This window comes from Salmonella sp. 2020_1395 (assembly GCF_043848115.1).
GTDB lineage: Bacteria > Pseudomonadota > Gammaproteobacteria > Enterobacterales > Enterobacteriaceae > Salmonella > Salmonella enterica.
This window is the reverse complement of sequence record NZ_JBCMFH010000007.1, coordinates 168,799-194,707: the sequence shown is the minus strand read 5'-3', so window position 1 is coordinate 194,707 and position 25,909 is coordinate 168,799. Positions and strand designations below refer to the sequence as shown.

Below are 25,909 nucleotides of genomic sequence, written 5' to 3'. Positions count from 1 at the left end.
CCACCGGGCGATAACTATACAAATTAACCTATCAGGCCGATTGCGCCAGAGCAAGTTCCTCTTCACGCGTTTCAATACGCTGGTCGCCGTTATACAGACGCGCTTTTTGCAGTCCAACAAATAAACGCTCGCCGCGAACCGGAACATCCTCACCCGCCATCACCACCGTCAGCGGATCGTGATACCACCCCAGCGGCTGTACCACTAACTGTGTATAGTGACCTTTCGGGCTGGCCTCAATGACCTGTACTGGTAGCGGAGAATCCAGGCTGGTGCGGCGGCTAATATCCACCTCCCACGGACGCAGGAACAGATCGACCGGCCCCTGGTACGCGGGCGTATAACCCAGCGGCCAGCGATGCGCGCCAACGTGAAACTGCCCGCCGCGGACGGTGCCTGTCAGGCGGTTCACCTCGCCCATAAACTCCAGTACGAAGCGGGTTGCCGGTTCACGCCACACCCGATCCGGCGCGTCAGCCTGTTCGATATTGCCCTGACTCATTACCACCACCCGATCCGCCACTTCCGTCGCTTCTTCCTGATCGTGGGTGACAAAGACGCTGGTGAATTTCAGTTCTTCATGTAGCTGGCGCAACCAGCGACGTAACTCTTTACGTACCTGGGCATCCAGCGCGCCAAACGGTTCATCCAGCAGTAGAATTTGCGGTTCTACGGCAAGCGCGCGCGCCAGCGCCACGCGCTGTTTTTGTCCGCCGGAAAGCTGGGCGGGGAAGCGATCCGCGAGGTGCGCCAGTTGCACCATCTCCAGCAATTGCGTCACTTTCGTTTTAATCGCCGCCGCAGTTGGGCGGTCGCGTCGCGGCAGCACCGTCAGGCCAAAAGCGATGTTGTCAAACACCGTCATATGGCGAAACAGCGCATAGTGCTGAAACACAAAACCGACTTTACGCTCACGCGCGTGCAGGCGGCTAACGTCCGTACCGTGGAAACGAATATGGCCGCTGGACTGATGTTCCAGCCCAGCAATAATGCGCAGCAGCGTCGTTTTGCCGGAACCTGACGGCCCCAACAAGGCAACCATCTGGCCGGAAGGAATATCCAGCGAGATATCATTCAGTACCTGAGTACGACCAAACGATTTCTTAATTCTGGCGATCTCAATGCTCATGATTTTCCTCCTGTTGCGCGCGTTTTTCCTGATTCTCCAGACGCCATTGCAACATGCTCTTCAAAAACAGGGTAATAATCGCCATTAGCGTCAACAATGCGGCGGCGGTAAAGGAGCCGACGGTGTTGTAGTCCTGCTCCAGTAATTCAATCTGTAACGGTAGCGATAACGTTTCGCCGCGAATCGAGCCGGACACCACCGACACCGCGCCAAACTCGCCAATCGCGCGGGCGTTGGTTAACACCACGCCGTAGAGTAGCGCCCAGCGAATATTCGGCAACGTCACGCGGCGAAACATTTGCCAGCCGGATGCGCCCAGCAAAATAGCCGCCTCATCTTCCTGACTGCCCTGGCTGAGCATCACTGGCACCAGTTCGCGCACCACAAACGGGCAGGTGACAAAAATAGTGACCAGTACCATCCCCGGCCAGGAGAACATCATTTGCAAATTATGCTCATCCAGCCAGCCGCCCAACGGGCCGTTGGAACCATAAAACAGCAGATAAACCAGACCGGCCACCACCGGTGAGACGGCAAAGGGAATATCCAGCAGGGTCAGCAATAGCTGACGTCCGGGGAAGTTAAAGCGCGTCACCAGCCACGCCAGCAGAATGCCGAACACCAGATTCACCGGCACTGCGATCAAGGCAATCAACACCGTCAGCCAGATGGCGTGCAGCATGTCCGGATCGGCCAGATTTTGCAGTACCGGCATTAACCCTTTGCTGAACGCCTGCACGAAGATGTAAATCATCGGCACCAGCAGGATAAACGCCGAAACCAGCATCCCGACGCCAATCAGAAACCATTTTCCCCAGTTAATACGGGGGACGTCGTATCGCTTCAATTGAGTCACTTCCGCCATTAATGACCTACCACACGTCGACCAAAGCGACTTTGCAGAGTGTTAATTGAGAACAGCAGCAGCAGTGATGCCGCAAGGATCACCGAGGCAATGGCGCTGGCAGCTGGGTAATCAAACTCCTGCAAACGCACAAAAATCATCAGCGAGGTCACTTCTGTTTTCCAGGCGATATTTCCGGCGATAAAAATCACCGCGCCAAACTCGCCCAGGCTACGGGTAAAAGAGAGCGCCACGCCGGCAATCAGCGCAGGCGACAGCTCAGGCAGCACGACTTTGCGAAAACTTTGCAGGCGGGTGGCCCCCAGCGTTTGTGCCGCTTCTTCATATTCCGGCCCCAGCTCTTCCAGTACCGGCTGGACGGTGCGCACCACAAATGGAATGCTGGTAAAGGCCATCGCCACCGCAATACCGAGCCAGGTATAGGTCACTTTGATATCAAACTGCGCAAGAAACTGACCGTAGAAACCGTTCACTGAGAACAGCGAGGCCAGCGTTAACCCCGCCACCGCTGTCGGCAGCGCAAATGGCAGATCCATCAGCGCATCCAGTAACGTGCGCCCTGGAAAACGGTAGCGGGTTAAAATCCACGCCATCAGCAGGCCAAACACGCCATTAAAAATCGACGCCACAAATGCCGCCAGCAGCGTCACTTTATAAGCAGCCACCACCTGTGGGTTGGTCACGACATCCCAGTATTGCGACCAGCTCATCTGTGAGAGCTGCATCACCAGCGCGCTCAACGGCAACAGCAGGATCAGGCAGACAAACAGCAAACTGGTGCCGAGGCTTAACGTAAAGCCGGGCAGCACGCGTCGGGAAGAAACGGCAAGCATTACTTACGCCCCGCCGCCAACAGTTTGTCCAGCTCGCCGCCGCTGGCAAAGTGCGTTTTCATCACCTCAGGCCACGTGCCAAACTTGTCTTCCACGCGGAACAGTTCGGTTTGCGGGAATTTATCTGTCTGCTTGCCCATGATTTCCGGGTTATTCACGCGGTAGTAGTAATTGGTAATGATGGTCTGCGCCTGCGGGCTATACAGCCAGTTCAGGTAAGCTTTGGCGGCTTTTTCTGTGCCGTTGGCCTGCACGTTTTTATCCACCCAGGCAACCGGGAATTCAGCAAGAATGTTCGTTTTCGGGATCACCACTTCAAATCCCTGGGCTTCATATTGTTTGCGGATGTTGTTCACTTCCGATTCAAAACTAATCAACACATCGCCCAGACCACGCTCGGCAAACGTAGTCGTAGCGCCGCGACCGCCGGTATCAAACACTTCGACGTTTTTCAGGAACTGGGTCATAAACTGTTCGGTTTTGGCTTTATCGCCGCCGTCAGCGTTATCCGCCGCGCCCCATGCCGCCAGATACGTGTAACGGGCGTTGCCGGAGGTTTTCGGGTTAGGGAAAATCAGCTTCACGTCGGAACGTACAAGATCGCTCCAGTCGTGAATATTTTTCGGGTTCCCCTTGCGCACCAGGAAGCCCATCGTGGAATAGAATGGCGAACTGTTGTTCGGCAGACGGCTTTGCCAGTCGGCAGGGATCAGTTTGCCTTTATCATGGAGAATCTGTACGTCGGTCACCTGATTGTAGGTGACGACGTCTGCCTTCAGTCCCTGCAAAATCGCCAGCGCCTGTTTTGATGACCCGGCATGAGACTGCTTAATCGTCAGCTTATCGCCGCCGTTATCCTTCGCCCATTGTTGCTCAAACGGTGGGTTAAGGGCGGCAAACAGCTCGCGGGAGACATCGTATGAGCTGTTCAGCAGCTCCGTTGCCTGCGCCTGCCCTGCCAGTAACAGCATTGCTGCCAGCGTCAGGGGTCTCTTTTTCAGTAAGTTAACGGCCATTGCGCACCCTTATAAATTTAATGACTTTCTTATGGTCATCATATTTATAACCAGCGCTAAAGGAGTAACGGTTTTATATACCGTTTGATGATTTGAAAGTTGAAAAGGGAATAAGAGAATCCCTCCCCACGCGGCGCGGGGAGGAGACCGGCATCAATCAGACGCCTACGCTTACGCTTTCAGGCAGGGTACTGCCGCCATCAATGACGTTTTGCGTTCCGGTAAGATAGCTGGACTCATCGGAAGCCAGAAATGCCGCCAGTTCCCCTACTTCCAGCGGATCGGCAAGACGGCGTAGCGGAATGGCTTTTGCCATTTCCGTTAATACCGATTCCGGATCGTCAGGGTTAGACTGACGGGCAATGCTTTCCGCCATCGGCGTTCTTACATAACCGGGGCAAATGGCATTCACACGAATACCGGACTGCGCGTACTCTACCGCCAGCGATTTGGTTAAACCGACAATGGCGGCTTTTGACAGCGCATAGGCCGTTTCACCCGGGTCCGCCACCATATCTCCCGTGACGGAAGACATCATCACAATGCGGCCATCTTTACGTTTGATCATCTCCGGCAGGACGGCTTTGGTGACGTTCCAGACACCTTTAATATTAATATCAATGTGGAAATCGCGATCTTCTTCACTCATATCGAGGAAGTTGCCCAGACGGCACACGCCAGCGTTATTCACCAAAATATCAATTCTACCTTCAGTCTCTTTGGCGCGCGCAACCGCCGCCTGCACCGAAGCAAAATCTCTGACGTCAGCCTTAACGGCAGTGCAGCGATGCCCGCGCCCGCCCAGCTCATCCGCCAGCTTTTCAATCTCATCGGAGATATCCAGCAAGATTAAGTTCGCGCCGTGGCGTGCGAATACGCGAGCGATCCCTTCGCCAATGCCCTGCGATGCGCCCGTAATCAATGCTGTCTTGCCCGTGAGTTTACCCATTTTCAATGTCTCCTTTTGAATATGGAGTCTTACACTCCATTAACACTGAAAATACAGTAATAACAAATAAGTGCTGAGGAATAGCTCACTAATTCAGGTAAATATTAGGTAAAAAAATCCCCGCGGAGGCGGGGATGGGCATTTTTATGCTGTTCTGCCTGATGGCGCTGCGCTTATCAGGCCTACCAATCGTAGGTCGAATAAAGCGTTTGCGCTGCCATCCAACAGGGTTTTACCTTATAGCGCTAACAGGCGATCCAGCGACGGCGCAAAATAGTAGCCGCCAGTCACCGGCTTGGTGAAGCGCAGCATTGCGTCGCGTTTACCGTCGGTATCGCCGAACATACTCAGAAGCTGCTGTTCGATATTGTGCAGACGTGCGCAGTAAGCGCAGAAATAGAGACCATGAGTACCGCTGGCGGTGCCGTATGGCAGGCTCTGGCGCACAATCTTCAGCCCTTTGCCATCTTCTTTGAGATCGACGCGGCTCAGGTGAGACGTTGCCGGACGCGCATCGCCGTCAATCTCTTCATTGGCTTCTTTGGTACGCCCGATCATCATCTCCTGATCGTGAATACTCATCCGGTTAAGTTGCTTGAGATTGTGTTCCCAACGCTGCACGAACACATAACTGCCGCCGGCATCCACGCCATCTTTGATCACCGCCACTTCACGACGCGTCTCTTCGCCCGCCGGGTTCTCTGTCCCGTCGACAAAGCCGCTCAGATCGCGTTCTTCCACCCAACGGAAGCCGTGAACTTCTTCTTTCACGTCGATACAGTCGCCGAAGGCTTCCATCGCCGCCTGAGCAACAGAAAAATTCACATCGTGGCGCAGGGAAAGGATATGGATCAGCACGTCATACTGCGTGGCTGGCGCCAGCCCTTTACCATAAGGAATAAAATCTTTCAGTTCTTCCGCCCCGACGCCGCCACTCAGGGCACGCCAGGTATTGTTGCCAAACGCCACAACGGCCCCAAGATGGGCGTCCGGAAATTTGACTTCGAAGGTCGCCAGTTTATCGGCAAATGTTCTGCTGGCCGCGCGCAGGGCGTCCAGGTCGCCTTTTACATTGGCTTCAATCCAAATTGCCGCACGGCAATGTTCCGGCAAAATGCCACTTTGAACCTGAGACATGATTCCTCCTGAAAATGAGAATGCCACGCAGTCGTGGCATTAATGGAGGCTATTTTACCTTGTTTTTAAGCGAAGCGGTTTGTTCAGGCGCAAATTAACGACGCCAGATAATTTTGCGCACGTCCCAGTTTTTTAAGACGTCATCAGGAGGCATTAAGCCTTCCGGTCCGCTCCACTCGCCGGAGAAAACATAGCTAATATGCTGACTTCCCTCGGCTTTACATTCGACGCTGGTATGGCTATCGCTGGAAACCGGCTCGCAGTGACCAAACGCTTTGCTGTAAAGGTCGCTAAACGGCGTACCGATTTTGCCCCCCGCGGCGGTTGGGATATCGCTGTCCAGCACATCAATACGGCTCACGGTTCCCTGCTCGCCGTTGATCACCATCGCGACGCTGTCGCCCTTCATCGCTTCGAAAAAGCGCACCACGTTGCCGTTATCGGTTTTCATACCGCTACGCAGGCGATAATCGCCATCTAATGCCTCTGCAATAGCCGGCTCTTCCAGCGGCGTGGCGGCGGTCAGCGCTCCCACGCCTTGCTCAGTGACTTCTGTCGAGGAACCAAACCAGTTCCATGGATTTGCGGCAGACCAGTTGACCGAGGAGAGCGTCGAGCAGCCGGTCAGCGCCAGCGGCAGTGCGAGTAAAGTCAAACGCAGCGATTTCATCTCACTTCCTTTCTTTTATTAATTAACGTTGGTTGGAGTACGGGTTCGCCAAAAAGTGCCGTTATTCTTTCTCAAGGGAAAAACAGGCACGCAAACGTTGATTGGTTAACAGCCAGATCAGCGCGACGATGTCCGCCAGCAGCAGCGCCAGCCCGACGCCGGTGACCGGGTCGCCACCCAGCCACATCACCGGCAGCCAGCACAACGACACCAGTTGAGCGAGGATCAGGAGTCCGCGCAGCCAGCGCCACACACCAGGAACCGCTTCACGCCGCCCGCTGAGTAAAAACGCCACTACCGCCGGAACGCCGGGCAACAGCCCCAGCCAAAAATTGTCATGGTCGGGATAAAAAAAGTTTAACAAAGTATTACCCTGTCCACGGGATGAACCGGCAATGACAAAGAGTACCCAGGCGCGCGCCTGAAGTAGCAGTACGCACCAGAACAGAAACGGCAGGCGTAAACGTCCGTGTACATCATAATCGGCTGGATGAAACTCAGTACTCTTCATCTTCAATCAGGCGTTTACCCAAACTTAGGGCGTCAGAATGCTCATACCCCAGACGTTCATACATGCCCAGCACAACGTCGTTATCATCGCGCACCATAATTTGGATTTTCGGACACCCGCGGGCGATGAGTTTTTTTTCCAGCCGGTTAAGCAACGCATTCGCAATGCCGCGCCCGCGGAACTCCGGGTGAACGCCCAGGTAATACGCCGAGCCGCGATGCCCGTCATAACCGCCCATTACCGTACCGACGACTTCGCCGCTAACTTCCGCAACGAGGAACAAGCTGACATCGTGATTCACCTTGCGTTCAATATCCATTTCAGGATCGTTCCATGGACGCAGCAGGTCGCAACGCTCCCAGAGGGTAATCACCTCTTCGAAATCTTCCTGGCGAAAAACGCGTATTTCCATGGTATTCGTTGCCTTTTCGGGTGGAAAAACCAAGATTATGGCGCAAACATCTGATTCAGCCAATATCTGACGCGATGTAGCGGAAAAAATGGCATAATGGCGATGTGTCACGTATTGAAATGAAAAGTAAAACAATTCTCATCACCAACCGTCGTAACGGATTACGCGATACGATATAACATCTTGAACTTAATTTTCACAACTCAGGCCGTATGAGCACTTTTAAACTCCTAAAAACTCTCACTTCGCGCCGCCAGGTACTCAAAACAGGTCTGGCGGCCCTGACGCTGTCAGGTATGTCGCACGCAATAGCCAAAGAAGAAACGCTAAAAACCAGTAATGGTCACAGCAAACCCAAAACCAAAAAAACCGGCAGTAAACGGTTGGTGATGCTCGACCCCGGACACGGCGGCATCGATACCGGCGCGATTGGCCGCAACGGTTCTCAGGAAAAACACGTCGTACTGGCAATTGCCAAAAACGTACGCGCTATTTTGCGAAATCACGGAATCGATGCGCGTTTAACCCGGACAGGGGATACCTTTATTCCGCTGTACGATCGGGTGGAAATCGCCCATAAGCACGGCGCGGATCTGTTTATGTCCATTCATGCCGATGGTTTTACCAATCCGAAAGCGGCGGGCGCTTCCGTTTTTGCGCTTTCCAACCGCGGGGCCAGTAGCGCCATGGCGAAGTATCTCTCCGAGCGTGAAAACCGCGCGGACGAAGTGGCGGGTAAAAAAGCCACTGACCGGGATCATCTATTACAACAAGTTTTGTTTGATCTGGTGCAAACCGATACGATTAAAAACAGTCTGACGCTGGGTTCGCATATTCTCAAGAAAATCAAACCCATACATAAATTACACAGCCGCACTACCGAACAAGCGGCTTTCGTGGTGCTAAAATCACCGTCAATTCCGTCGGTACTGGTCGAAACCTCGTTTATTACCAATCCGGAAGAAGAACGCCTGCTGGGCACGACGGCGTTTCGCCAGAAAATCGCTACGGCGATCGCCAACGGCATCATCAGTTATTTTCACTGGTTTGATAATCAGAAAGCACACACGAAGAAACGGTAATCATGAAACCCGATGCACATCACGTAAAACAGTTTCTGCTACGCCTGCAGGATGATATTTGCCAAACGTTATCCGCTGTGGATGGCGCAAACTTTGTCGAAGATAGCTGGCGACGCGAAGCGGGCGGCGGCGGACGCAGCCGGGTATTACGCAACGGCGGGATTTTCGAACAGGCGGGCGTTAATTTCTCTCACGTTCACGGCGATGCAATGCCCGCGTCCGCCACCGCGCATCGGCCAGAACTCGCCGGGCGTAGCTTTGAAGCGATGGGCGTATCGCTGGTGGTGCATCCGCACAATCCGTATATTCCCACCAGCCATGCTAACGTGCGCTTTTTTATTGCCGAAAAACCGGGCGCCGATCCGGTGTGGTGGTTTGGCGGCGGGTTCGATTTAACGCCCTACTACGGCTTTGAAGAGGATGCCGTTCACTGGCACCGCACCGCCCGCGACCTGTGTCAGCCGTTTGGCGACGATGTGTATCCGCGCTATAAAAAGTGGTGCGACGACTACTTTTTCCTCAAGCATCGTAACGAGCAGCGCGGTATCGGCGGCCTGTTTTTTGACGATTTGAATACGCCGGATTTCGACCACTGTTTTGCTTTTATGCAGGCGGTCGGTAACGGCTACACCGAGGCGTATTTACCGATTGTCGAACGACGCAAAGCGATGGTCTGGGGAGAGCGGGAGCGTAATTTTCAACTTTATCGCCGCGGGCGCTACGTGGAGTTCAACCTGGTGTGGGACAGAGGCACCCTGTTTGGTCTGCAAACCGGCGGGCGCACTGAATCTATCCTGATGTCGATGCCGCCGCTGGTGCGCTGGGAGTACGACTGGCAGCCGGAAGCGGGTAGCCCGGAAGCGGCGCTGAGCGAGTTTATTCAGGTACGCGACTGGATTTAACTTATTTATAAAGTAAAACAATGCAAACAAATACACGGAAAGTAGTAACCAGTGACGCCAAATGGCATCCCCATCTGGGTATAAGTTTTATTGGCTGCCTGCTTGCCATTACGCTAGAAATATATTTTGAAGAAAGAATATTCATCCCTCATAGCGGAGGGGTGAGCTTCGGTCTGATCGTGCTTCTGGTTATCAATATGGTGACCATCCCTGTGGTCATGGCCCTGATAGCATTACTCTGCTTTATTATTCATATTCCGCGTAAAAGCGTTAACTGTATCTTGCTATGCATACTGGCATGTATTCTGACGATAGCCGGTTTGTTTATCGCCTATCCGGTTGGCCGTTGAATAAAAGCAGGCTCGTAGAAATAAACGAGTTCATTGTAGATAAAGAATTCGGATAACCGCCCGCTGCCGTTATCATTAGTAAAACAGTACAGTAAGCACTCGTAGAATTTGCAGTGGAGCACTACCGCATGGACGAGCGTATTCCTTGTAAAAACCCGCAATGCTCACATTTCATCCTGCCAGCAACGGCTGCCCGCACGGAGGGCTATTGCATGCCCTGCGTCCAGGCGCGCTATCGGCAAGAGCAGGAAGAATATATCCGGAAAAACAGAAAAACGATCGACGCGTTCAGTGGCATTACCAACCCTGTTGAAATGCTTAAACTCGTTCATGAACCCCGGGAACACGATCCGTTAATCGAGTGGATTCCCTGTCCCATTCCGACCGATGAGCTTTACAAAAAGCTCTCCGATGATGAAAGCCGCGACATGGTCGATTATGCAGAAGAATTATTTGATTCCGGATGGCAGGAGGAAGCTCAGGAAATTGCGCTGTGCCTGGCGGCATTTACCCGGGCCAATCTGGATAATTTCCTGCGCCAGGTAATAAATGAAGAGGAACTGGAGCTCTCTTCACCCCTACCTTTTCACCGTGCGCCGCCTGACGTACGCGACGCGCTTTTGCAGAAGGTGGAAACCGATGACGAAAACCGTGACGGCATTCTTTGCGCCCTGGCCTGGATTGGCGATGAGGTTGTCGTTGAGCATTTTAACCGCTGGCGCCAGGAACCACCTGCGTGGAGTGCTTCACTTCATATCCTCCCTCATCGCTATGCTCACCAGGCGGGATGGGAGCTCACTGAAAATGGCCGCAGGCGCGATCTTTACTTTACGCAATGTACCCATCTGGTAAAACAGGCACCTGAACAGCCTGCCGTTTTTCGCGCCGTCGCAGAATATGGTGAAAACTGCCCACACTGTTCCCTGCCGCTAATCAATCTGTTTGAGGTTGCGCCGAGCGCCGTCGGCCTCAGCACGCAGGGTTGGCCCGGTCAAATTCGTATTCTGACCTGTCAGTGTTGTACGGCATATAACACCGTTTTCGCCACCGTCGATCCACAAGGCCAGCCGCGATGGTGCGAAAAAAATGCGCTCTCGACGCTGGCGGTGGAGAATTCCTCTGACTGGATAACGCTACCGCTTGATGTTCTGCACCCCGGGGAATCCCGTTTGCCGCTATTCGCTGCTGAAATATTTTTACCCACCACCTTCTCACAGCTCGGCGGCCATCCCGCATGGGTTCAGGATGCAGACTATCCCACGTGCCCAACGTGCGCGCAAACGATGATGTTTCTTGCGCAGCTAAGCTATGAAGATATCGAGGAAGAGGAATATGCGGAAGGAATGCTTTATGGGTTTATCTGCCCCTCCTGCCAAACAACGGCAACGTCTTATCAGCAAACATAAACGCTCATCCTCATGATCTGATGACAAAACTGTTTTGCACGTTGTGCGCGCGGTTCCCCGGAGGCGGCGCTGGCGCGCCTTGTCCGGGCTACCAACCACAGACAGCAGCGAATCCGTAGGCCCGGTAAGGTGCCAACCGCCACCGGGCAATTCCCGACACGCGCACGTTATCAGCAACCGGAGAGCCTACCCATCAATATCAAGCCCATTGCCGCATCCGTTGATGCAGCGTCAACGACGGTTTTTCAGCAAATAATTGCTGATAATCGGTGGCAAATTGCCCCAGATGCCAGAATCCCCACTGCATCGCGGCATCTTTGACCGTGGTGCTCTGCGACCACGGGCTAATCAGTTCCCGGCGTACTGCGTTTAAACGAATACGTTTCAGCCACGCATTGGGGCCAATGCCCAAAATGGCGTGAAACGCATTTTGCAGCGTGCGACGGCTTACGTGTAGCTGGTTACATAAGTCGAGCACCGTCAGCGGCTCCGACATATTTTCCAGCACATATTCCCGCGCCCGCGACAGTAGCCTACGATATCCCTGATGGCTGATGCTCTCAGCGCTATGAATCGGCTTCGCCTCTTCCAGCATCGTGCCCATCGCCAGCAATAAATTATCACTCAAGACCTTACGCACCGCAGGTTGATGCAGGGTTTCAGGACTCTCGCTGAAGGTGGCCAGCGCCTGCTGCACAAAGCCCCACAGCGCCGCTTTATGCTGCTCTTTTACCTCCAGCGCTAACTGGTTACGTAGCATATGCAGCACCCTTTCCGGGTTATGCAAAAACGTGGCCTGACGGGAAATAACATCTTCCGAGATAACGACGCCCAGAATAGTGTAATCATCCGGCGTGCTCAGTTCAAACTCGGTGCCTCCCGGTCGGGTGGCAATCTCGGCGCTGCCGAGCCCCTGCGCGCCGATAAATCCCTGTTCGCCGCGCGTCGCCGGAATACCAAACCAGAAAGAGTTTGGCCAAACCAGACACGACTGACGCAGCGCCAGGCCGGTGTATTCACGGAACACCTGAATCTCATCAAGCAGGATTTCCGTGAACTCGCCATGAAATTTACCCGGGTGTAACTGATCGTAGATCTGCTGCCAGGCGGTGATAGTCAGAGCATGTTCATAGACATCCGTCGTCCGTCGCTGATGAACATTGTCCACCTCGACTCTGGGCGTAAGTTTAACGTCTTCGGGTAACGCTTCATGATAAAGATGGTGCAAATTCGCTGTACGGGTCTTTTTCATGATCTTCTATGCCGGACGCCCGCCAGGACGCCCGGCCCTCCGACAGATTAATTTTTGATGCGATAGCGACTACTGCGTTTACGCAACGCTCCGTCAGAAAAGAGTTGTTCCAGCACGTTTCTGGCCTGCTCCAGCGGCCAGCCAAAATGCGCGGCAACCTCTCCCGCCGTCATTCCCTGGCGTACTGATGCCAGCAGCGCCAGTAACGCTTCAGCGAACTCAGGCGTTGCGGGTACCTGGGGCGCTTTCTCAGTCGGCGTTGTCGCACGCGCAAACCCGCCAATCAGCCACTGGGTGTCCTCTTCCGGACGACCAATTTCTTTGCGGCTAATCACACGGCCTGTGCGCTGCGCGGCGGCGCTTCCGGCATCCAACGCCGCACGACACGCCGCCAGATCGCCCTCCACCACCAGCGTGAGCCTGCCAGGGTCGAGCACTTGATGACTGAGCAAACGCACGTTGGCCGCTTTCAGCATGGCATCCGCCGCATCGACGGCGGCGACCATTCCGTCCACTTCCAGTAATCCCAGGGCATTGATCATTGGCAACCTCCGTTACGCACGCTGGACAGGGTTACGAGCAATATCCAGCACGGCGTCGGTAAAGGCGTTGCAGGCGGCTTTACACGCGGCCTGGCTTCCCGTTAAGAACGCGGCCGAATAGTTGGTTTCCGACGGCGGCGGCACGTAAGTCACCAGTTGAACGTCAGCGGATTTCATCGCCGCGTCAATGCCGAATGTCGCTTCCAGCGGCGGCGCCACCAGGTAGGCCATTGGATCGCCCAGCGCGATACCTGCGGTAGACGAGAGGTACGAGCCGGTACGCGAAACCACATGCGCCAGGAACGCGGTATTTTCCGCATCGTTCGCCCACTGGAACGCCGCGCCGTTTTCAATGCTGGCGACCATTGCATCCAGACCGGCGCGCACTTCCGCCGGGTTCGGTCCGCCCAGCATAATCAACACCTCACCGGCGGTAGGCGACGGCCCGTGAGCCGCCCCGGCATAGAGGGAGCGGCCATAGACTACTTCCACCATCGCCTGTTTTGTCGCTTCGTCAGCGGCAATATAGGTCACATCATCAGAATCTGCCGTGATGAGTCCGAGGCTACGTATATGTGGCGGTAATTTAAGTTCCCGCGCAAAGCCGTCATTCACGGAGGCAATCACGCGCATGGCAGTCACTGAAGGTCGAATCAAATCTAATGCAGGCATGATGTCTCCTTAACGGGTCATGTTGATGCCGGACGCTTTCTGCTCCAGCATCCGTTTGGCCAAATCCACAATCACGGCGGCGGCTTCTACTGGCGGCGTGCCGCCCTGATGAATGTTTGAAATACAGGTTCTGTCGGCCTCGACGGTGGTCGCCACACGCGGGGAATAGACGGCGTAGCAGGAGAGGCTTTCCGACTGCCCCAGCCCCGGACGTTCGCCCACCAGCAGGATGACGACCTTCGCGCCGAGAATTTCGCCAATCTGATCTTCAATCTTCACGCGGCCATAGCGCACAAAGAACGGCGTGCCGACGTTCAGCCCGGCCTGCTTCAGACCGGCAAGCAGCGGCGGCAGGATCTCTTCATAGTTGGCGGTGATCGCATCCGTAGAGAGGCCATCGGAGACCACTACCTGCACATCCGGGTTCATCACGCACTGCGACTTCAGCGCGTCAATGGCTTCCGGGCTCAGGCGACGCCCCATATCCGGGCGCGTCAGGTACAGGTTTTTGTCGCTGATCTCCGAACGCACTTCCAGCAGCCCTTGCGCTTTTACCCACTCTTCCGGCACTTCTTTGAGCACGGTGTCTTTCGAACGGGAGTGATCCGCCAGGAAGCGCAACAGCGCCTGGGTACGTGGACGTGGGCCAGCGCGCCCGGTACATACACGAGCAGCGGTACTGCGACGCAGTTCGGTCAGCACGTCCGCACGATGTGGGTTCTCGACGCCAATCCAGGCTTTTGCCTCTGCGGAACCTAAATCCAGCGCGCAGCTTTCGGTCACCGTCGGCGCGGCGCACTGCGGCTTTGCGCCTGCCTGCGTTGACGGCGCGACGGGCTGCGGTACGTCCTGTCCCATTGACGCCATCACGCTACGTACAATTTCTTCAATCTGTTTTTGATCCATGGTGTTATCCCCGCGTCATCAGAAGAACAGTGACGGATCGCCCGCCCGTTTGGTCAGACGACCATTTGCCATAATGCCCATCGTTTCCAGCCAGCGTTCAAACTCCGGCGATGGCCGTAAATTCAGCAACTGACGGACGGTGGCGGTATCGTGGAAAGCGGTGGTCTGGTAGTTGAGCATGATGTCGTCGCCGAGCGGCATCCCCATGATGTAGTTACAGCCGGCAGTGGCGAGCAGAATCATCAGGTTTTCGTTAAGGTTCTGGTCGGCGTCGGCATGGTTGGTATAGCAGCAGTCGCAGCCCATCGAGATGCCGCTCAGCTTGCCCATAAAGTGATCTTCGAGACCGGCGCGGATAATCTGCCTGTCGTTGTAGAGATACTCCGGCCCGATAAAGCCCACCACGGTGTTCACCAGGAACGGATCGTAGTGGCGCGCCAGCCCGTAGTTACGCGCTTCCATCGTCACCTGGTCGGCACCAAAGTTCGCACCAGCCGACAGCGCAGACCCTTGCCCGGTTTCAAAGTACAGGCAGTTTTCCCCGGCGATGCGGTTGAACTCCGCCCCCACAGCCCGCGCTTCGTCGAGCATCGCCAGTTCCACGCCGAACTCTTTTAAGCCCTTCTCGCTGCCGCAAATGCTCTGGAAAATCAGTCCGCCCGGCGCGCCGCGACGAATCGCTTCGATCTGGGTGGTGACGTGCGCCAGCACGCAGCCCTGGGTCGGAATATTGAATTTATCGATAACGCCGTAAACGGTGTCGAGCACGCGGGTCAGGTTCTCCACGTCATCGGTCACCGGGTTAACGCCGATCACCGCATCGCCTGCGCCGAAAGAAAGCCCTTCGTAGATTTGCGCGGCGATACTCTGTACATCGTCACGGGTATCGTTCGGCTGCAAACGGCAGCTAAAGGTGCCCGGAATACCGATGGTGGTATTGGCTTTTTTGATCACCGGCATTTTCTTGCCGCCGTAGATCAGGTCAGCGTTGGAGCAGATTTTCGCTACTGCCGCCACCACTTCGGAGGTCAGGCCTTTGCGGGTAAACGCGATGTCGTCCACGGAGGTTTCATCGCTCAGCACGTATTCACGCAGTTCGCTGATGCTCCAGTTTTTAATCCGGTTATAGGCCGTTTCGTTGACGTCGTCCTGAATCAGGCGCGTCACGCAGTCCTCTTCATAGGCAATCACCGGATTGTTGCGGATATCCGCCACCGTCATTTCCGACAGTACCTGTTTTGCCGCTACGCGCTCCTGCGAACTTGCCGCGGCAACCCCGGCCAGCACATCCCCCGAACGCAGTTCGTTGGCTTTGGCCAGTACCTCTTTTACATCCTTAAACTGATAAACATTGCCGAACAATGTGGTCTTTAGTTTCATAAGTCGTTCCCTCAGGAAGGAAATGCGAGTGATTTCACCGTCACCGGCACAACCGATCCGCCAAAAAGAGGCGTACCAATGTCGATATAGTCTCCCGCCCGCACGACCACCTCATCGATGACCGCCAGCGGAAGTTGCGGTAACTGTGGGCGCAATAACATGCCCAGCGCTTTACCAAAATCCTGCTCGGCCACCACCAGCAGGGGATGTGGATTGGGATAACGCGCGACAAAAGCCGTCAGCGCGTTGATGACCGTGAGTAATGCGGCGTAACGCACCGGAAGCGTGGCGGGAAGCGCCAGCACGTAAGCGTCGGTTTGCGGGTCGAGATCAAGCTGGAGAAGCGCCTGCCGCCAGGCGTTCACCAGATCGGCGTCATCCTGCGGGATCGCCACCGGCAGGTTGCGCAGCGGCAGTTGGACGTCTTCCAGCCAGATAGTACTGCCGGAAAGCGAGAGCGTATGGGCCCCCGCGCCAATCACCGTGGCACGCACGGTTTGCGCCGGAAACTGCACGTTCATCTCGCGCAGACGCGGGTGTTCATGCAACGCCGTGGCGAGCAGCGGTCCAATGTCAGAAAAGCAGAACGGATCGGCAGGCTGATGGCGATAGCACTCGCCCACCCCGCCGGAAAGAGTGATCACCTCCGGCGTAATATCGGCGGGCAGCAGCCCGGTTTGCATCAGCGATTGCGCCAGCGGCGAAAGCGCGCCGGTGATAACCTCGACGATGAGATCCGCCATCCGCCGCGCCACCTGCCCCAACTGTGCGGCAGCTAAGGCGCGAGCATCAGTACCCGAACCGAATACCTCATCGATAATCATCTGCCCCGGCTGATGGGCATAAACCACGCGCCCCTGAGCGTCGGTTTCCAGCAGGCGACCACCGACGTTAAGGCAGGCGGTGCCGCTGACTTTTCCCGCGTCAAACAGCGCGTAGTTAGACGTGCCGCCGCCGATATCAATATTCAGCACCCGACACATCCGCTGCTCAGACAAGCTTTGCGCTCCGGCGCCGTGACCGGCAATGACTGATTCCAGATGCGGCCCGGCGCTGGCGACCACAAAGTCGCCCAGCGACTGCGAGAGCGTCATGACCGCCGGACGGGCGTTGCGGGTTTTGGCGCTTTCGCCGGTGATAATGATAGCCCCTGAGTCCACCGATTCAGGCGCGATGCCTGCGGCCTGATACTGGGCCAGAATCAGCGCTTTAAGTTCGGCCTCTTTCAGACCGCCCTGCTTATCCACGGGCGTAAAGAAGACCGGGCTTTGCCAGCTAATGTCGCGTTTGATGAATTCGTAGCGCGGCACCTGCGACACCGCCGCACGGTTAACCAACTCCAGGCGCGAGAAGATCACCTGCGTGGTGGTGGTGCCGATATCGATACCGACGCTCAGTAGCTGGCGAGTGTTCACGATTGCGCCTCCGCTTCGGTTTTCACCTGGGCGGCGTCATCTTTCGGCACCAGCATCATCGCCACGCCAATCGCCGTCACGCCGCCGATCAGCTTGCCGACAATCATCGGGAAGATCATGGCGTTCATGTTGGCAGCGGCGAAGCCTAAATGGTCGCCCAGCGCGAACGCCGCAGAGACGGCAAATGCGCAGTTAATCACTTTGCCGCGGGTATCCATCTGCTTCATCATGCCGAACATGGGGATATTGTTCGCCAGGGTCGCTACCATGCCTGCCGCCGCAATATTATTTACGTTCAGCAGTTTACCGACATTCATCAACGGTTTTTCAAACCAGCGGGTCAGTAACAGCACCATCGGATACGCGCCGAGCAGCACGCAGGAGATAGAGCCGATCACTTCAATGGCGCGCATCACTTCGCCGGGTTTGTCGCCTGGCGCCATAAAGATCGGGTCGAGCCCCGGAATCAACTCCCAGCCCAACAGGAATTTAACCACCGCAGCCGCCAGACCGATGGTGATCAGCGCCACCAGAAATTTGGCGAAAATCTGGAAACCGTTGATCATTTTTTCCGGGATGAACTTCAGCCCCAGCGCTACCAGCACCGCGACAATCAATACCGGGATCATGTTCATCAGGATCAGCGCGAAGGTAAACTCCACTGGCTGACCATTGATCTGCACGCCTGAGTACATGGCGATCAGTCCCCCCGCAATGCAGCCAATGGGAATGGTGACGATACCCGCCAGTACGCCAAGCGCCAGGTAGCGGCGGTCAGACGGTTCGATAATGCCGAGCGCCACCGGAATGGAGAACACAATGGTCGGCCCCATCATCGACCCAAGTATTAACCCTGAGTATAGCCACGCCGCGATATCACCGCCGGCCAGCTCTTTGGCGAGGAAGAACCCGCCCATATCACAAGCCAGTAGCGTACCCGCGAACATGGATGGGTTCGCGCCCAGCATTTCGTATACCGGGATAATAACCGGCCCCAGTACATGCGCCAGCACCGGCGCCAGCGCGGTCATACCGACCATCGCCAGTCCCAGCGCGCCCATCGCCATAAAGCCCTCTTCAAACTGGCCGCCAGACCCCTCGATACTCTTGCCGAATTTACCGAGGAAGCGCGCCGACCCGCCGAACTGCGACAGGATTCTGTCCACGGCGGCAATCAGCATAAAGAACATCATGATGTACATGATGATTTCGTTAATTCCCATAGCCCTTACTCCCTGCCATTTATGATTTGTAGGCCGGATAAGACGTTTACGTCGCCTCCGGCATTAACGCCGTGTTATTGCCGGATGGCGGTGCGAGCACCTTATCCGGCCTACAGGCATTACCCGGCAGCCACGTACAGGTCGATAATCTGTGCCTGTGTGGCGGTGCGTGGGTTACTGCGCAGACAAATATCCTCCAGCGCGGCTTGCGCCCACGCGCTGTAGTGTTCGGGTTTGGCGCCAGCGTCAGCCAGCCGTTTGCTCTGCCCCACTTCGGCAATCAGCTCGCTCACCGCCGCAATCGCATCGCGATCGTCCGATTTCTTATTGGTTAGCGCCCGGCCGATTTGACTGAAGCGTTCGCGGCATACCATCCGGTTAAAGCCCATGACCGTTGGCAGCAGCATAGCGTTGGCCTGGCCGTGCGGAATATGCAGCGCCGCCCCTGGCTGGTGCGCCATCGCATGACACAGCCCCAGACCGGCGCTGGAAAAGGCCATTCCCGCCATACAGGAGGCCAGTAACATATTTTCACGCGCCGCCAGATCGTGGCCGTAACCCACGGCTTTCGGCAGCGATTTGCCAATCATCGCTATCGCGCCAATCGCCAGGCTGTCGGTAAACGGCGTGGCGTTGAGCGCGCTGTAGGCCTCAATCGCATGCGTCAACGCATCGATACCGGTCATTGCCGTCACATTTGGCGGAACGCCTTCGGTCACGGCAGCATCAAGAATCGCCACATCCGGCATTAGTGACGCGTGTGCCAGCACCTGCTTGCGCCCGCTGACCGCGTCGATAATCACCGTCACGTTGGTGGTTTCTGAACCGGTTCCGGCGGTGGTCGGCACCGCAATCAGCGGCAGACGCGGGCGTAATGTACTGCGCTCGGTCATGGCGCTCAGCGTCTGGTCAGGGTTAGTCACCAGCAGGGCGACCGCTTTCGCCGCGTCCAGCACCGAACCGCCGCCAAAGGCCACTACGCCGTCGCACGCCGCCTCACGCAGTTGCGCCACCGCCGCGCAGACATCGGTGATGCACGGCTCGCCTGGCGGACACGGCCAGACCGTCATCGCCACGCCTTTCATCGCCAGGCTGCGTGCCAGCGGCGCGGTCATTCCCGCCTGATGCAGGAAGCTGTCGACCATCACAAACAAATGGCTTACGCCTCGCGCTTGCGCTTCCTGGCCGCAGGCGCCGAGCGCCCCAAGCCCGCATAGCGTGACCGGCGGTACGCTGAACGTTTTCACCCGTTGTAGATTCAGGGTGTCGAATGCCTGAAACAGCGCCGTCTGTAGTTCAGCTTGCATAGAGTCCCTCCGCTTTCGCTCTCCCGCTGTTAGCTATCGCCAGCGGGGTCATAAACAGGCTGTGCTGCGGTAAATGCACCTGTAACTCCGGGAAACGCTGGCGAAATAACGCCTCCACGCCCGGCTGCATACAGGAACCGCCCGCCAGCCATAAATCAGCAATTCCTTGCCCTTCAATGTGGCGAGCAACGATCTCCGCCATCTTTTCGTACACCGGCTTCACTACCGGCCAAATCTCCTGCGCATTGCTGCGCTTGTACTGTTCCGCCTCTTCCAGGGGAATACGGCGGTTGCCCGCCAGCGTCAGGGAGATATGGTGCCCGCCAGTGGCTTCATCGGCGGAGTAAGTCACCTTGCCCTGTTTGACGATGGCAATGCCGGTAGTGCCGCCGCCAATATCCACCACGCCTGCATTATCAAGCGCCAGCAGATCCGCTACCGCCGTCGGCTCATCCAGTACGTGGCTGACTTCTAACCCGGCAGACTCCAGCACGTTGATCGAAATACGCGGGTCGGTGCCCGGCGGGAACGAGGTCGCCGCGTGGGTAAAGCGGCAGCCGAGCTGCTGTTCAAGGGTGTCGAGATGGCGGCGCACGAGGGTGACGGCGCCGAAGAAATCCCAGACGATGCCGTCACGCACAACGTCGGCCCAGTCAAGGCATACCGCCACCGGCTGGGCGTTGCCGTCGACCACCATCGACACCACGTCGCAGGTGCCCAAATCGACGCCCAGCCACAGCGGTGTATCGCTGGCGGCGGGCGTCTGGTTACACAGGGCCGCCGCTTTTTGCAGTCTTGGGGTGAGCCAGAGTTGTTCGTCGTGCGCCATGAGTCATCCCTTATACAATGCGAAACGCATCCACCAGCACGCATCGACGCAGCCGCACAAAGGTACGCGCGCTGGTCACCCCTTCGCCGGTTGGCGTGGTGATGGTCATGGTGGTCCAGCCTTCACCGCCCAGTCCGAGACCAGCAATGCACGGACCGTTTTTGACGAAAATACTGGTATCAATGGCGTTCGCCATCTGGTTCATATTGTCGATATTGCGCGAGTGCATTGCCGCGGTGTGGTGGCAGCCGCCCTCAAGCTGGACCGCCAGCGCAATGGCTTCTTCAACGTTGGCAACGCGTACGACAGGAAGCACCGGCATCATCAGTTCGGTCACCGCGAACGGATGGTTGGCAGAGGTTTCAACAAACAGCAGGCGCGTTTGATCCGGGACGTTCAGGCCGATGGCTGCGGCAATCTTGCCCGCGTCACGACCGACCCAGTCACGGCTGACGGTGCCTTTGCCGCGCTCATCAATATTCTTCAGCAGCACCGGCTGGAGCTGTTCGGCCTGAGCGGCGGTCAGTTTCACCGCGTGCTGACCTTCCATCAGACGCATCAGCTCGTCGGCGACGCTATCCACCACAATCAGCACTTTTTCGTCGGCACAGATGATGTTGTTATCAAACGACGCGCCTTTGACGATGGATTGTGCAGCGCGCGGCAGGTCGGCGGTCTCATCCACCACCACCGGGGGATTGCCGGCACCGGCGGCGATCAGGCGTTTATTAGTATGTTTACGCGCCGCGTCCACCACCGCTTCGCCGCCAGTCACCACCAGCAGGCCAATACCGGGATATTTGAACAACCGCTGGGCGGTTTCGATATCCGGGTTCGCCACGGTGACCAGCAGATTTTCCGGGCCGCCGGCGGCGACCACCGCCTGATTGAGGAGGGTGATTGCCCGCTGAGAGACCTTTTTCGCCGCCGGATGCGGGGCAAACACGACGCTGTTGCCTGCGGCAATCAGGCTGATGGCGTTATTAATCACCGTCGCCGCCGGATTGGTGGACGGCGTGACCGAGGCCACCACGCCCCACGGCGCATTTTCAATCAGCGTCAGGCCGTTATCGCCGGTCAGCACCTGCGGAGATAAACACTCGACGCCCGGCGTGCCGCGCGCCTGCGCCACGTTTTTAGCAAATTTATCGTCAACGCGTCCCATGCCGGTTTCGCTGACGGCAAGTTCCGCTAATTCTCGGGCGTGTTTTTCGCCCGCTTCGCGAATGGCATGAATGGCAAGCTGGCGCATCGCCACGCTCTTCAGCCCCTGCTGGGCCCGTTTTGCTGCCGCCACTGCGTCATCCAGGGAGGCAAAAACGCCCATCTCATGAACAGTGCTGGCCGGCTGGCTGCTGTCTTTCATTTTCAGCAGTACCGCTTTCACCACCTGTTCAATATCCTGTTGATTCATGATGTTCAGTCCTATTTATGGAAAACCACTTTCCCGCCAGCCACCACTTCATCGACGATGCCAATGACGCACAGATCGACCGGTGATAATTCGCTGCGATGCGCCTGGCGTGCGGAACTGCCGCTGACCAGCAGTACCCACTCTCCGGTTCCCGCCCCGATACTGTCGATGGCGACGGCACACTGCCCGTCGGGGTTGCCCTGGGCATCGATCATTTCCACCATCAGCAATTTGTCATGCGCCAGTCCCTGATGGCGGACGGTACATACGATTTGTCCTGTGACGACTGCCAGTTTCATATCCGCCTCCATGGATTGCCCGTTGGGTCGTAGGCCTTGGATCTGCGCACCATCAGGCAATGGCGCGCATTCATGCCGGATGGCGACGCTGCGCGTCTTATCCGGCCTACCATCAAATGTTGCTGTCGCCTTTGAAGCTGATCGGGAACACTTCTTCCAGATCGCCGTGCGGGCGTGGAATCACGTGTACGGAGACCAGCTCGCCAATGCGCTGCGCCGCAGCGGCGCCAGCATCGGTTGCGGCTTTGCACGCCGCCACGTCGCCACGCACCATGGCCGTACACAGGCCACCGCCAATCTGCTTCACGCCGACCAGCTTCACGCGTGCGGCTTTTACCATCGCATCTGAGGCCTCAATCAGCGCAACCAGGCCCCGGGTTTCAATCATTCCTAATGCTTCCATCGTGTTTTCCTCTCATTAAAGGGGTCCAGAACGGGACCGTTCATTCAACCAGTGTGTGTAAGCTGCGTTCGCGGCTCACGTCAGCCTGGCGCGGCACGGCTGCCACCAACGCCAGTTCGATAATTTCCTGCACGCTACAGCCTCGGGAGAGGTCGTGAAGCGGCGCGGCAAGCCCCTGAATTAGCGGCCCAACAGCGCGATAGCCTCCCAGACGCTGAGCGATTTTGTAGCCAATATTGCCCGCCTCCAGCGACGGGAAAATCATCACGTTGGCGCGGCCTTGCAGCGGGCTGTCAGGCGCTTTTTGCGCGGCGACCTCCGGTACGAAAGCGGCGTCAAACTGCAATTCACCGTCCACAAGCAGTTGCGGCGCACGTTCGCGAACGAGCTCTGTCGCCTGCTGCACGTTGGCAACATTGGGGTGACGGGCGCTGCCGTTGCTTGAAAATGACAGCATCGCCACGCGCGGCTCTTCGCCGGTAATGGCCTGCCAGGTGTCGGCGCTGGCGATAGCGATATCCGCCAGCTGCGCCGCCGTCGGCTGCGGCACTACGCTGCAATCGGCGAACCCTAATGCCGGACCGGCATACTGCGGCAGCATCAGGAAAATAGACGACAATGTTTTGCACCCGGGTTGCAGGCCAATCACCCGCAGCCCTGCGCGCAGCACATTCGCCGTTGACGACAGGTTGCCTGCGATACACACATCAGCCTCACCGGCGCTCACCATGGCGGCAGCGAACATTAGCGGGTCGCTAAGCTTTTCCACTGCGTCCGGCGGCGTTTTTTCTCCGGCACGGGCGAGCCAGCGTTGTGCAAAACGCTGGCGCATACTCAGGTTGCTGTGTGGGTCGATGACCTGAATGCCATCCATCGCCATACGATGACTCAGGGCAAACTGACGCAGCGCAAACGGACTGGCGACCAGAACGGGGCGAGCCAGACCGTACTGTTGCAGGTAATGCGCCGCTTTCAGCACGCGTTCGTCCAGCGCATCAGGAAAGACGACTCTGGCGGGGGCGCGTACCGCCAGTTCGCGGGCGCGTTCAATGATCATGGCTTCTCTCCCAACCGTTGTTGAATTTGGGCGACCGTCAGCGGATGTTTCGCCACGCTCAAAATCATCATCACGTAAACCGTGCTGGAGAGACGGTTTAGCGCCTGTAAAATGTCCGGGCGCAAGACCTCAAAACTACGGGTAATAAACACTTGTGCGGCGAGGGTTTCCGTTTCGCGGACTTTGGTTCGCAGCAGATTAAGCAGCGCCGCATCGCGACCGTGGCTGGCCTCCGGCACCAGGTGATCGTGGTCGAGATAGCGCAGCGGCTGGTGGGAAAGCCGATGCAGCTCATCCTCGTTCAGCCCGACGATAGACTGCGCCGCCAGCGGTTCATCTATAGCGTCGGCGCGCATAATGTTGCCCAGCCGCGAGCGGATATCGAAAAGCCACGGCTGCCAGGGTTCCGCCAGTTCGATTTGTAGCCACACGGTCAGTGCGATGGCGCTGTCGAGCGCGGCGCGAAAGCCGAGGCGCGGGTCGCTTTTGGCGACCATTTTGTCCGCCGTCAGATGGGTCAGCGTATCGGGCTTTTTCACCACCGGCTGGCGGCACAGTTCACAGCAGGCCTGTGGGTGCGTATCGCTACTGGTTAAGCCATGTACCGGCTGCGGCTGCTGTTCGTCATCATCGACAAACAGCCGGCCTTGCTGATCCAGAAACTTAATGCGCAGGCGGCGACTTTCCAGCAGTTCCCGGGCCGAGGGCGTCAGTCGTGCGTCAGCGGGCAGATGGATCTCCGATCCTTCGCTGAGCGTATGATTCGCTCTGAGCCACGTTTCGGTGATGAAATCGTTCATACGGATTGCCAGTTCGCAGGCCAGGCGACGTACAGAAAGCGCACGGACGTTGGCGTGCCAAATTCAATGCTGGAGCCTTTAGGGATGAACATGACATCTCCGGCTTTGGCAATCATGGTTTCGCCTTCATGGCGTACATGCAGTTCGCCCTCCAGCACCATGTCGATTTCGTCGTAGTTCAGCGTCCACGGGAAAAAGGCGTTGTCCCACTGCATAAACCCGGCGGCCATGCTGCTGCCGTCCTGCTCTGTAACCAGATCGGTTAAGCCGACGCAGTGCGGTTCGGCGCCGTCGAAGCGGCCAAATTTCACGCTGCTGCCGTCAATGACTTTCACGCCGCCTTTACCCGTGACGGAGGTAAAGCTCGGCTGCATCGTCCCCAGTTCCAGCGACTGCTTTTCCTTCAGCACTTTTTCCATCAACTGCGCCACCAGGCTTTCAGTAAACTGCCCTTCCGGGAGCTGCGCGATGATGGCTTCCCGAATGCGCTGGCTTTCGCTTTTACACGCCTGCGCCGATGTGGATGCCGGGACGGACTCGTCGCATTCGGTAATCGTGAATCCCAGTAGTTCCGCCACTTCGCGAGCCTCCGGGGTAATAATGCTGGCGCGCAGCACTACCGACATCGCCTGTTCGCCGCGGGCGTGGGCCGCACGAATATCGTTAGCTGTGATAAGTTTTTTCACCTGCCTTTTCCTCCTGTTCACTGAGAGCCGCCAGATAATCCACCAACTGCCGCACGCTTTGCGGGTCGTGGCCGTTGAGCTCGAAAATCGGCTCCCGGAATCCAATCTCGCAAAGCAACTGCCGCGTAGCGGCGACGTCGGCATCCGGCATGTCCGTTTTGCTGATAACGGCGATATGTCGTTTACGGGTTCCAACATCCAATAACCCGGCAGGTAAGCGACTTTCTTTATCGTTTACCGCGTGGACATAAATCAGCGTGTCCACATCCTGCAACGTGGTAATTAAGGCGTGATACCAACGGGGATGGCTAAAATATTCACCCGGCGTATCGATATCGCCATGATCATTAAATTCCACGGCCTGCGTTTTTCTGGCGAGGGAATAATTTCCCCGTAACGCGTTAAAAAGCGTTGTCTTTCCGGCACCGACCGCGCCGACAAAAGCAATACGTTTCATTACCG

The 25,909-nt window shown here is 56.7% G+C and carries 29 protein-coding genes; 4 read left to right on the top strand and 25 right to left on the bottom strand.

The window, feature by feature from the left end; all coding sequences use genetic code 11:
- Positions 1-31 precede the first annotated feature (31 nt).
- From cysA to ACH0WD_RS13480, 9 genes are all read right to left on the bottom strand, one after another.
- A complete protein-coding gene (gene cysA, locus ACH0WD_RS13520) occupies positions 32-1,129 on the bottom strand; it encodes a sulfate/thiosulfate ABC transporter ATP-binding protein CysA (protein WP_000021076.1) in 1,098 nt (365 codons plus the stop codon).
- On the bottom strand, positions 1,119-1,994 hold the full coding sequence (cysW, locus tag ACH0WD_RS13515; RefSeq protein ID WP_000852705.1) for a sulfate/thiosulfate ABC transporter permease CysW: 876 nt from the start codon (positions 1,992-1,994) through the stop codon (positions 1,119-1,121). The genes cysA and cysW overlap by 11 nt, the downstream gene beginning before the upstream one ends.
- Positions 1,994-2,827, bottom strand: coding sequence for a sulfate/thiosulfate ABC transporter permease CysT (cysT, locus tag ACH0WD_RS13510; RefSeq protein WP_000881746.1), 834 nt, complete (start codon positions 2,825-2,827; stop codon positions 1,994-1,996). Before cysT ends, cysW begins: the two co-directional genes overlap by 1 nt.
- Positions 2,827-3,843, bottom strand: a complete 1,017-nt coding sequence (gene cysP / locus ACH0WD_RS13505; RefSeq protein WP_000290277.1) for a thiosulfate/sulfate ABC transporter substrate-binding protein CysP — start codon at positions 3,841-3,843, stop codon at positions 2,827-2,829. Before cysP ends, cysT begins: the two co-directional genes overlap by 1 nt.
- 157 nt (positions 3,844-4,000) lie before the next feature.
- Positions 4,001-4,792 (bottom strand): SDR family oxidoreductase UcpA, encoded by a 792-nt coding sequence (ucpA, locus tag ACH0WD_RS13500; protein ID WP_000517460.1) that lies wholly within the window; start codon positions 4,790-4,792, stop codon positions 4,001-4,003.
- A gap of 237 nt (positions 4,793-5,029) precedes the next feature.
- Positions 5,030-5,929 carry a porphyrinogen peroxidase gene (yfeX, locus tag ACH0WD_RS13495; protein WP_000084583.1) on the bottom strand — a complete coding sequence of 300 codons (900 nt, stop codon included), beginning with the start codon at positions 5,927-5,929 and terminating at the stop codon, positions 5,030-5,032.
- Positions 5,930-6,023: 94 nt separating this feature from the next.
- Positions 6,024-6,599, bottom strand: a complete 576-nt coding sequence (locus ACH0WD_RS13490; RefSeq protein WP_000838971.1) for an RpoE-regulated lipoprotein — start codon at positions 6,597-6,599, stop codon at positions 6,024-6,026.
- Positions 6,600-6,660: 61 nt separating this feature from the next.
- Complete coding sequence (locus ACH0WD_RS13485) at positions 6,661-7,110, bottom strand: DUF2919 domain-containing protein (protein ID WP_000842941.1); 450 nt, start codon at positions 7,108-7,110, stop codon at positions 6,661-6,663.
- Entirely contained in the window at positions 7,097-7,522 is a 426-nt protein-coding gene (locus ACH0WD_RS13480) for a GNAT family acetyltransferase (RefSeq protein WP_000406008.1), read from the bottom strand. Before ACH0WD_RS13480 ends, ACH0WD_RS13485 begins: the two co-directional genes overlap by 14 nt.
- 212 nt (positions 7,523-7,734) lie before the next feature.
- Here ACH0WD_RS13480 and amiA point away from each other — a divergent pair, with 212 nt between their 5' ends.
- The 4 genes from amiA (at position 7,735) to ACH0WD_RS13460 (ending at position 11,262) form a co-directional block, all read left to right on the top strand.
- Positions 7,735-8,604, top strand: a complete 870-nt coding sequence (amiA, locus tag ACH0WD_RS13475; RefSeq protein ID WP_000102880.1) for an N-acetylmuramoyl-L-alanine amidase AmiA — start codon at positions 7,735-7,737, stop codon at positions 8,602-8,604.
- Positions 8,605-8,606: 2 nt separating this feature from the next.
- Positions 8,607-9,506: an oxygen-dependent coproporphyrinogen oxidase gene (gene hemF / locus ACH0WD_RS13470; RefSeq protein ID WP_000801339.1), complete on the top strand. Its 900-nt coding sequence runs from the start codon at positions 8,607-8,609 to the stop codon at positions 9,504-9,506.
- A gap of 20 nt (positions 9,507-9,526) precedes the next feature.
- Positions 9,527-9,856: a hypothetical protein gene (locus tag ACH0WD_RS13465; protein WP_001194342.1), complete on the top strand. Its 330-nt coding sequence runs from the start codon at positions 9,527-9,529 to the stop codon at positions 9,854-9,856.
- 128 nt (positions 9,857-9,984) lie between these two features.
- Positions 9,985-11,262 (top strand): DUF1963 domain-containing protein, encoded by a 1,278-nt coding sequence (locus ACH0WD_RS13460; RefSeq protein ID WP_000344437.1) that lies wholly within the window; start codon positions 9,985-9,987, stop codon positions 11,260-11,262.
- Positions 11,263-11,461: 199 nt separating this feature from the next.
- Here ACH0WD_RS13460 and eutR read toward each other — a convergent pair whose 3' ends face one another.
- The 16 genes from eutR to eutP form a co-directional block, all read right to left on the bottom strand.
- Positions 11,462-12,514: an HTH-type transcriptional regulator EutR gene (gene eutR, locus ACH0WD_RS13455; protein ID WP_000753666.1), complete on the bottom strand. Its 1,053-nt coding sequence runs from the start codon at positions 12,512-12,514 to the stop codon at positions 11,462-11,464.
- A gap of 47 nt (positions 12,515-12,561) precedes the next feature.
- Positions 12,562-13,056, bottom strand: coding sequence for an ethanolamine utilization microcompartment protein EutK (gene eutK, locus ACH0WD_RS13450; protein ID WP_000606266.1), 495 nt, complete (start codon positions 13,054-13,056; stop codon positions 12,562-12,564).
- A gap of 12 nt (positions 13,057-13,068) precedes the next feature.
- The gene (gene eutL, locus ACH0WD_RS13445) at positions 13,069-13,728 is read right to left on the bottom strand and encodes an ethanolamine utilization microcompartment protein EutL (protein WP_001111056.1); all 660 of its coding nucleotides are present in this window, start codon (positions 13,726-13,728) and stop codon (positions 13,069-13,071) included.
- 9 nt (positions 13,729-13,737) lie between these two features.
- Positions 13,738-14,634: an ethanolamine ammonia-lyase subunit EutC gene (eutC, locus tag ACH0WD_RS13440; protein ID WP_000372344.1), complete on the bottom strand. Its 897-nt coding sequence runs from the start codon at positions 14,632-14,634 to the stop codon at positions 13,738-13,740.
- An 18-nt stretch (positions 14,635-14,652) separates the two neighbouring features.
- Entirely contained in the window at positions 14,653-16,014 is a 1,362-nt protein-coding gene (gene eutB / locus ACH0WD_RS13435; RefSeq protein WP_000769990.1) for an ethanolamine ammonia-lyase subunit alpha, read from the bottom strand.
- Between the two features lie 11 nt (positions 16,015-16,025).
- Positions 16,026-17,429: an ethanolamine ammonia-lyase reactivating factor EutA gene (gene eutA / locus ACH0WD_RS13430; protein WP_001097525.1), complete on the bottom strand. Its 1,404-nt coding sequence runs from the start codon at positions 17,427-17,429 to the stop codon at positions 16,026-16,028.
- The gene (gene eutH / locus ACH0WD_RS13425; RefSeq protein WP_000512356.1) at positions 17,426-18,652 is read right to left on the bottom strand and encodes an ethanolamine utilization protein EutH; all 1,227 of its coding nucleotides are present in this window, start codon (positions 18,650-18,652) and stop codon (positions 17,426-17,428) included. Before eutH ends, eutA begins: the two co-directional genes overlap by 4 nt.
- A 119-nt stretch (positions 18,653-18,771) precedes the next feature.
- The gene (gene eutG, locus ACH0WD_RS13420; protein WP_001147507.1) at positions 18,772-19,959 is read right to left on the bottom strand and encodes an ethanolamine utilization ethanol dehydrogenase EutG; all 1,188 of its coding nucleotides are present in this window, start codon (positions 19,957-19,959) and stop codon (positions 18,772-18,774) included.
- Positions 19,949-20,788, bottom strand: a complete 840-nt coding sequence (gene eutJ / locus ACH0WD_RS13415; protein WP_000929675.1) for an ethanolamine utilization protein EutJ — start codon at positions 20,786-20,788, stop codon at positions 19,949-19,951. The genes eutG and eutJ overlap by 11 nt, the downstream gene beginning before the upstream one ends.
- A 10-nt stretch (positions 20,789-20,798) precedes the next feature.
- Positions 20,799-22,202 (bottom strand): aldehyde dehydrogenase family protein, encoded by a 1,404-nt coding sequence (locus ACH0WD_RS13410; RefSeq protein WP_001075642.1) that lies wholly within the window; start codon positions 22,200-22,202, stop codon positions 20,799-20,801.
- Positions 22,203-22,213: 11 nt separating this feature from the next.
- Positions 22,214-22,501 (bottom strand): ethanolamine utilization microcompartment protein EutN, encoded by a 288-nt coding sequence (gene eutN / locus ACH0WD_RS13405; RefSeq protein WP_001522340.1) that lies wholly within the window; start codon positions 22,499-22,501, stop codon positions 22,214-22,216.
- A 112-nt stretch (positions 22,502-22,613) separates the two neighbouring features.
- A complete protein-coding gene (eutM, locus tag ACH0WD_RS13400; RefSeq protein WP_000387716.1) occupies positions 22,614-22,904 on the bottom strand; it encodes an ethanolamine utilization microcompartment protein EutM in 291 nt (96 codons plus the stop codon).
- Between the two features lie 40 nt (positions 22,905-22,944).
- Positions 22,945-23,961, bottom strand: coding sequence for a phosphate acetyltransferase (gene pta, locus ACH0WD_RS13395; protein ID WP_000582921.1), 1,017 nt, complete (start codon positions 23,959-23,961; stop codon positions 22,945-22,947).
- Entirely contained in the window at positions 23,958-24,761 is an 804-nt protein-coding gene (eutT, locus tag ACH0WD_RS13390) for an ethanolamine utilization cob(I)yrinic acid a,c-diamide adenosyltransferase EutT (protein ID WP_000997661.1), read from the bottom strand. Before eutT ends, pta begins: the two co-directional genes overlap by 4 nt.
- Positions 24,758-25,447, bottom strand: coding sequence for an ethanolamine utilization acetate kinase EutQ (gene eutQ / locus ACH0WD_RS13385; RefSeq protein ID WP_000733867.1), 690 nt, complete (start codon positions 25,445-25,447; stop codon positions 24,758-24,760). The genes eutT and eutQ overlap by 4 nt, the downstream gene beginning before the upstream one ends.
- The gene (gene eutP / locus ACH0WD_RS13380) at positions 25,425-25,904 is read right to left on the bottom strand and encodes an ethanolamine utilization acetate kinase EutP (RefSeq protein ID WP_000820755.1); all 480 of its coding nucleotides are present in this window, start codon (positions 25,902-25,904) and stop codon (positions 25,425-25,427) included. The genes eutQ and eutP overlap by 23 nt, the downstream gene beginning before the upstream one ends.
- Positions 25,905-25,909: the final 5 nt, after the last annotated feature.

What these genes read in the sequence shown, in the direction of transcription:
- eutC (WP_000372344.1), bottom strand. Translation starts at nt 14,634, where the DNA reads ATGGATCAAAAACAGATTGAAGAAATTGTACGTAGCGTGATGGCGTCA.
- pta (WP_000582921.1), bottom strand. Translation starts at nt 23,961, where the DNA reads ATGATCATTGAACGCGCCCGCGAACTGGCGGTACGCGCCCCCGCCAGA.
- eutG (WP_001147507.1), bottom strand. Translation starts at nt 19,959, where the DNA reads ATGCAAGCTGAACTACAGACGGCGCTGTTTCAGGCATTCGACACCCTG.
- ACH0WD_RS13480 (WP_000406008.1), bottom strand. Translation starts at nt 7,522, where the DNA reads ATGGAAATACGCGTTTTTCGCCAGGAAGATTTCGAAGAGGTGATTACC.
- eutN (WP_001522340.1), bottom strand. Translation starts at nt 22,501, where the DNA reads ATGAAACTGGCAGTCGTCACAGGACAAATCGTATGTACCGTCCGCCAT.
- eutM (WP_000387716.1), bottom strand. Translation starts at nt 22,904, where the DNA reads ATGGAAGCATTAGGAATGATTGAAACCCGGGGCCTGGTTGCGCTGATT.
- ACH0WD_RS13460 (WP_000344437.1), top strand. Translation starts at nt 9,985, where the DNA reads ATGGACGAGCGTATTCCTTGTAAAAACCCGCAATGCTCACATTTCATC.
- yfeX (WP_000084583.1), bottom strand. Translation starts at nt 5,929, where the DNA reads ATGTCTCAGGTTCAAAGTGGCATTTTGCCGGAACATTGCCGTGCGGCA.
- cysT (WP_000881746.1), bottom strand. Translation starts at nt 2,827, where the DNA reads ATGCTTGCCGTTTCTTCCCGACGCGTGCTGCCCGGCTTTACGTTAAGC.
- eutB (WP_000769990.1), bottom strand. Translation starts at nt 16,014, where the DNA reads ATGAAACTAAAGACCACATTGTTCGGCAATGTTTATCAGTTTAAGGAT.
- cysA (WP_000021076.1), bottom strand. Translation starts at nt 1,129, where the DNA reads ATGAGCATTGAGATCGCCAGAATTAAGAAATCGTTTGGTCGTACTCAG.
- eutK (WP_000606266.1), bottom strand. Translation starts at nt 13,056, where the DNA reads ATGATCAATGCCCTGGGATTACTGGAAGTGGACGGAATGGTCGCCGCC.
- ACH0WD_RS13485 (WP_000842941.1), bottom strand. Translation starts at nt 7,110, where the DNA reads ATGAAGAGTACTGAGTTTCATCCAGCCGATTATGATGTACACGGACGT.
- ucpA (WP_000517460.1), bottom strand. Translation starts at nt 4,792, where the DNA reads ATGGGTAAACTCACGGGCAAGACAGCATTGATTACGGGCGCATCGCAG.
- ACH0WD_RS13490 (WP_000838971.1), bottom strand. Translation starts at nt 6,599, where the DNA reads ATGAAATCGCTGCGTTTGACTTTACTCGCACTGCCGCTGGCGCTGACC.
- cysP (WP_000290277.1), bottom strand. Translation starts at nt 3,843, where the DNA reads ATGGCCGTTAACTTACTGAAAAAGAGACCCCTGACGCTGGCAGCAATG.
- hemF (WP_000801339.1), top strand. Translation starts at nt 8,607, where the DNA reads ATGAAACCCGATGCACATCACGTAAAACAGTTTCTGCTACGCCTGCAG.
- cysW (WP_000852705.1), bottom strand. Translation starts at nt 1,994, where the DNA reads ATGGCGGAAGTGACTCAATTGAAGCGATACGACGTCCCCCGTATTAAC.
- eutH (WP_000512356.1), bottom strand. Translation starts at nt 18,652, where the DNA reads ATGGGAATTAACGAAATCATCATGTACATCATGATGTTCTTTATGCTG.
- ACH0WD_RS13465 (WP_001194342.1), top strand. Translation starts at nt 9,527, where the DNA reads ATGCAAACAAATACACGGAAAGTAGTAACCAGTGACGCCAAATGGCAT.
- ACH0WD_RS13410 (WP_001075642.1), bottom strand. Translation starts at nt 22,202, where the DNA reads ATGAATCAACAGGATATTGAACAGGTGGTGAAAGCGGTACTGCTGAAA.
- eutT (WP_000997661.1), bottom strand. Translation starts at nt 24,761, where the DNA reads ATGAACGATTTCATCACCGAAACGTGGCTCAGAGCGAATCATACGCTC.
- eutP (WP_000820755.1), bottom strand. Translation starts at nt 25,904, where the DNA reads ATGAAACGTATTGCTTTTGTCGGCGCGGTCGGTGCCGGAAAGACAACG.
- eutL (WP_001111056.1), bottom strand. Translation starts at nt 13,728, where the DNA reads ATGCCTGCATTAGATTTGATTCGACCTTCAGTGACTGCCATGCGCGTG.
- eutJ (WP_000929675.1), bottom strand. Translation starts at nt 20,788, where the DNA reads ATGGCGCACGACGAACAACTCTGGCTCACCCCAAGACTGCAAAAAGCG.
- amiA (WP_000102880.1), top strand. Translation starts at nt 7,735, where the DNA reads ATGAGCACTTTTAAACTCCTAAAAACTCTCACTTCGCGCCGCCAGGTA.
- eutR (WP_000753666.1), bottom strand. Translation starts at nt 12,514, where the DNA reads ATGAAAAAGACCCGTACAGCGAATTTGCACCATCTTTATCATGAAGCG.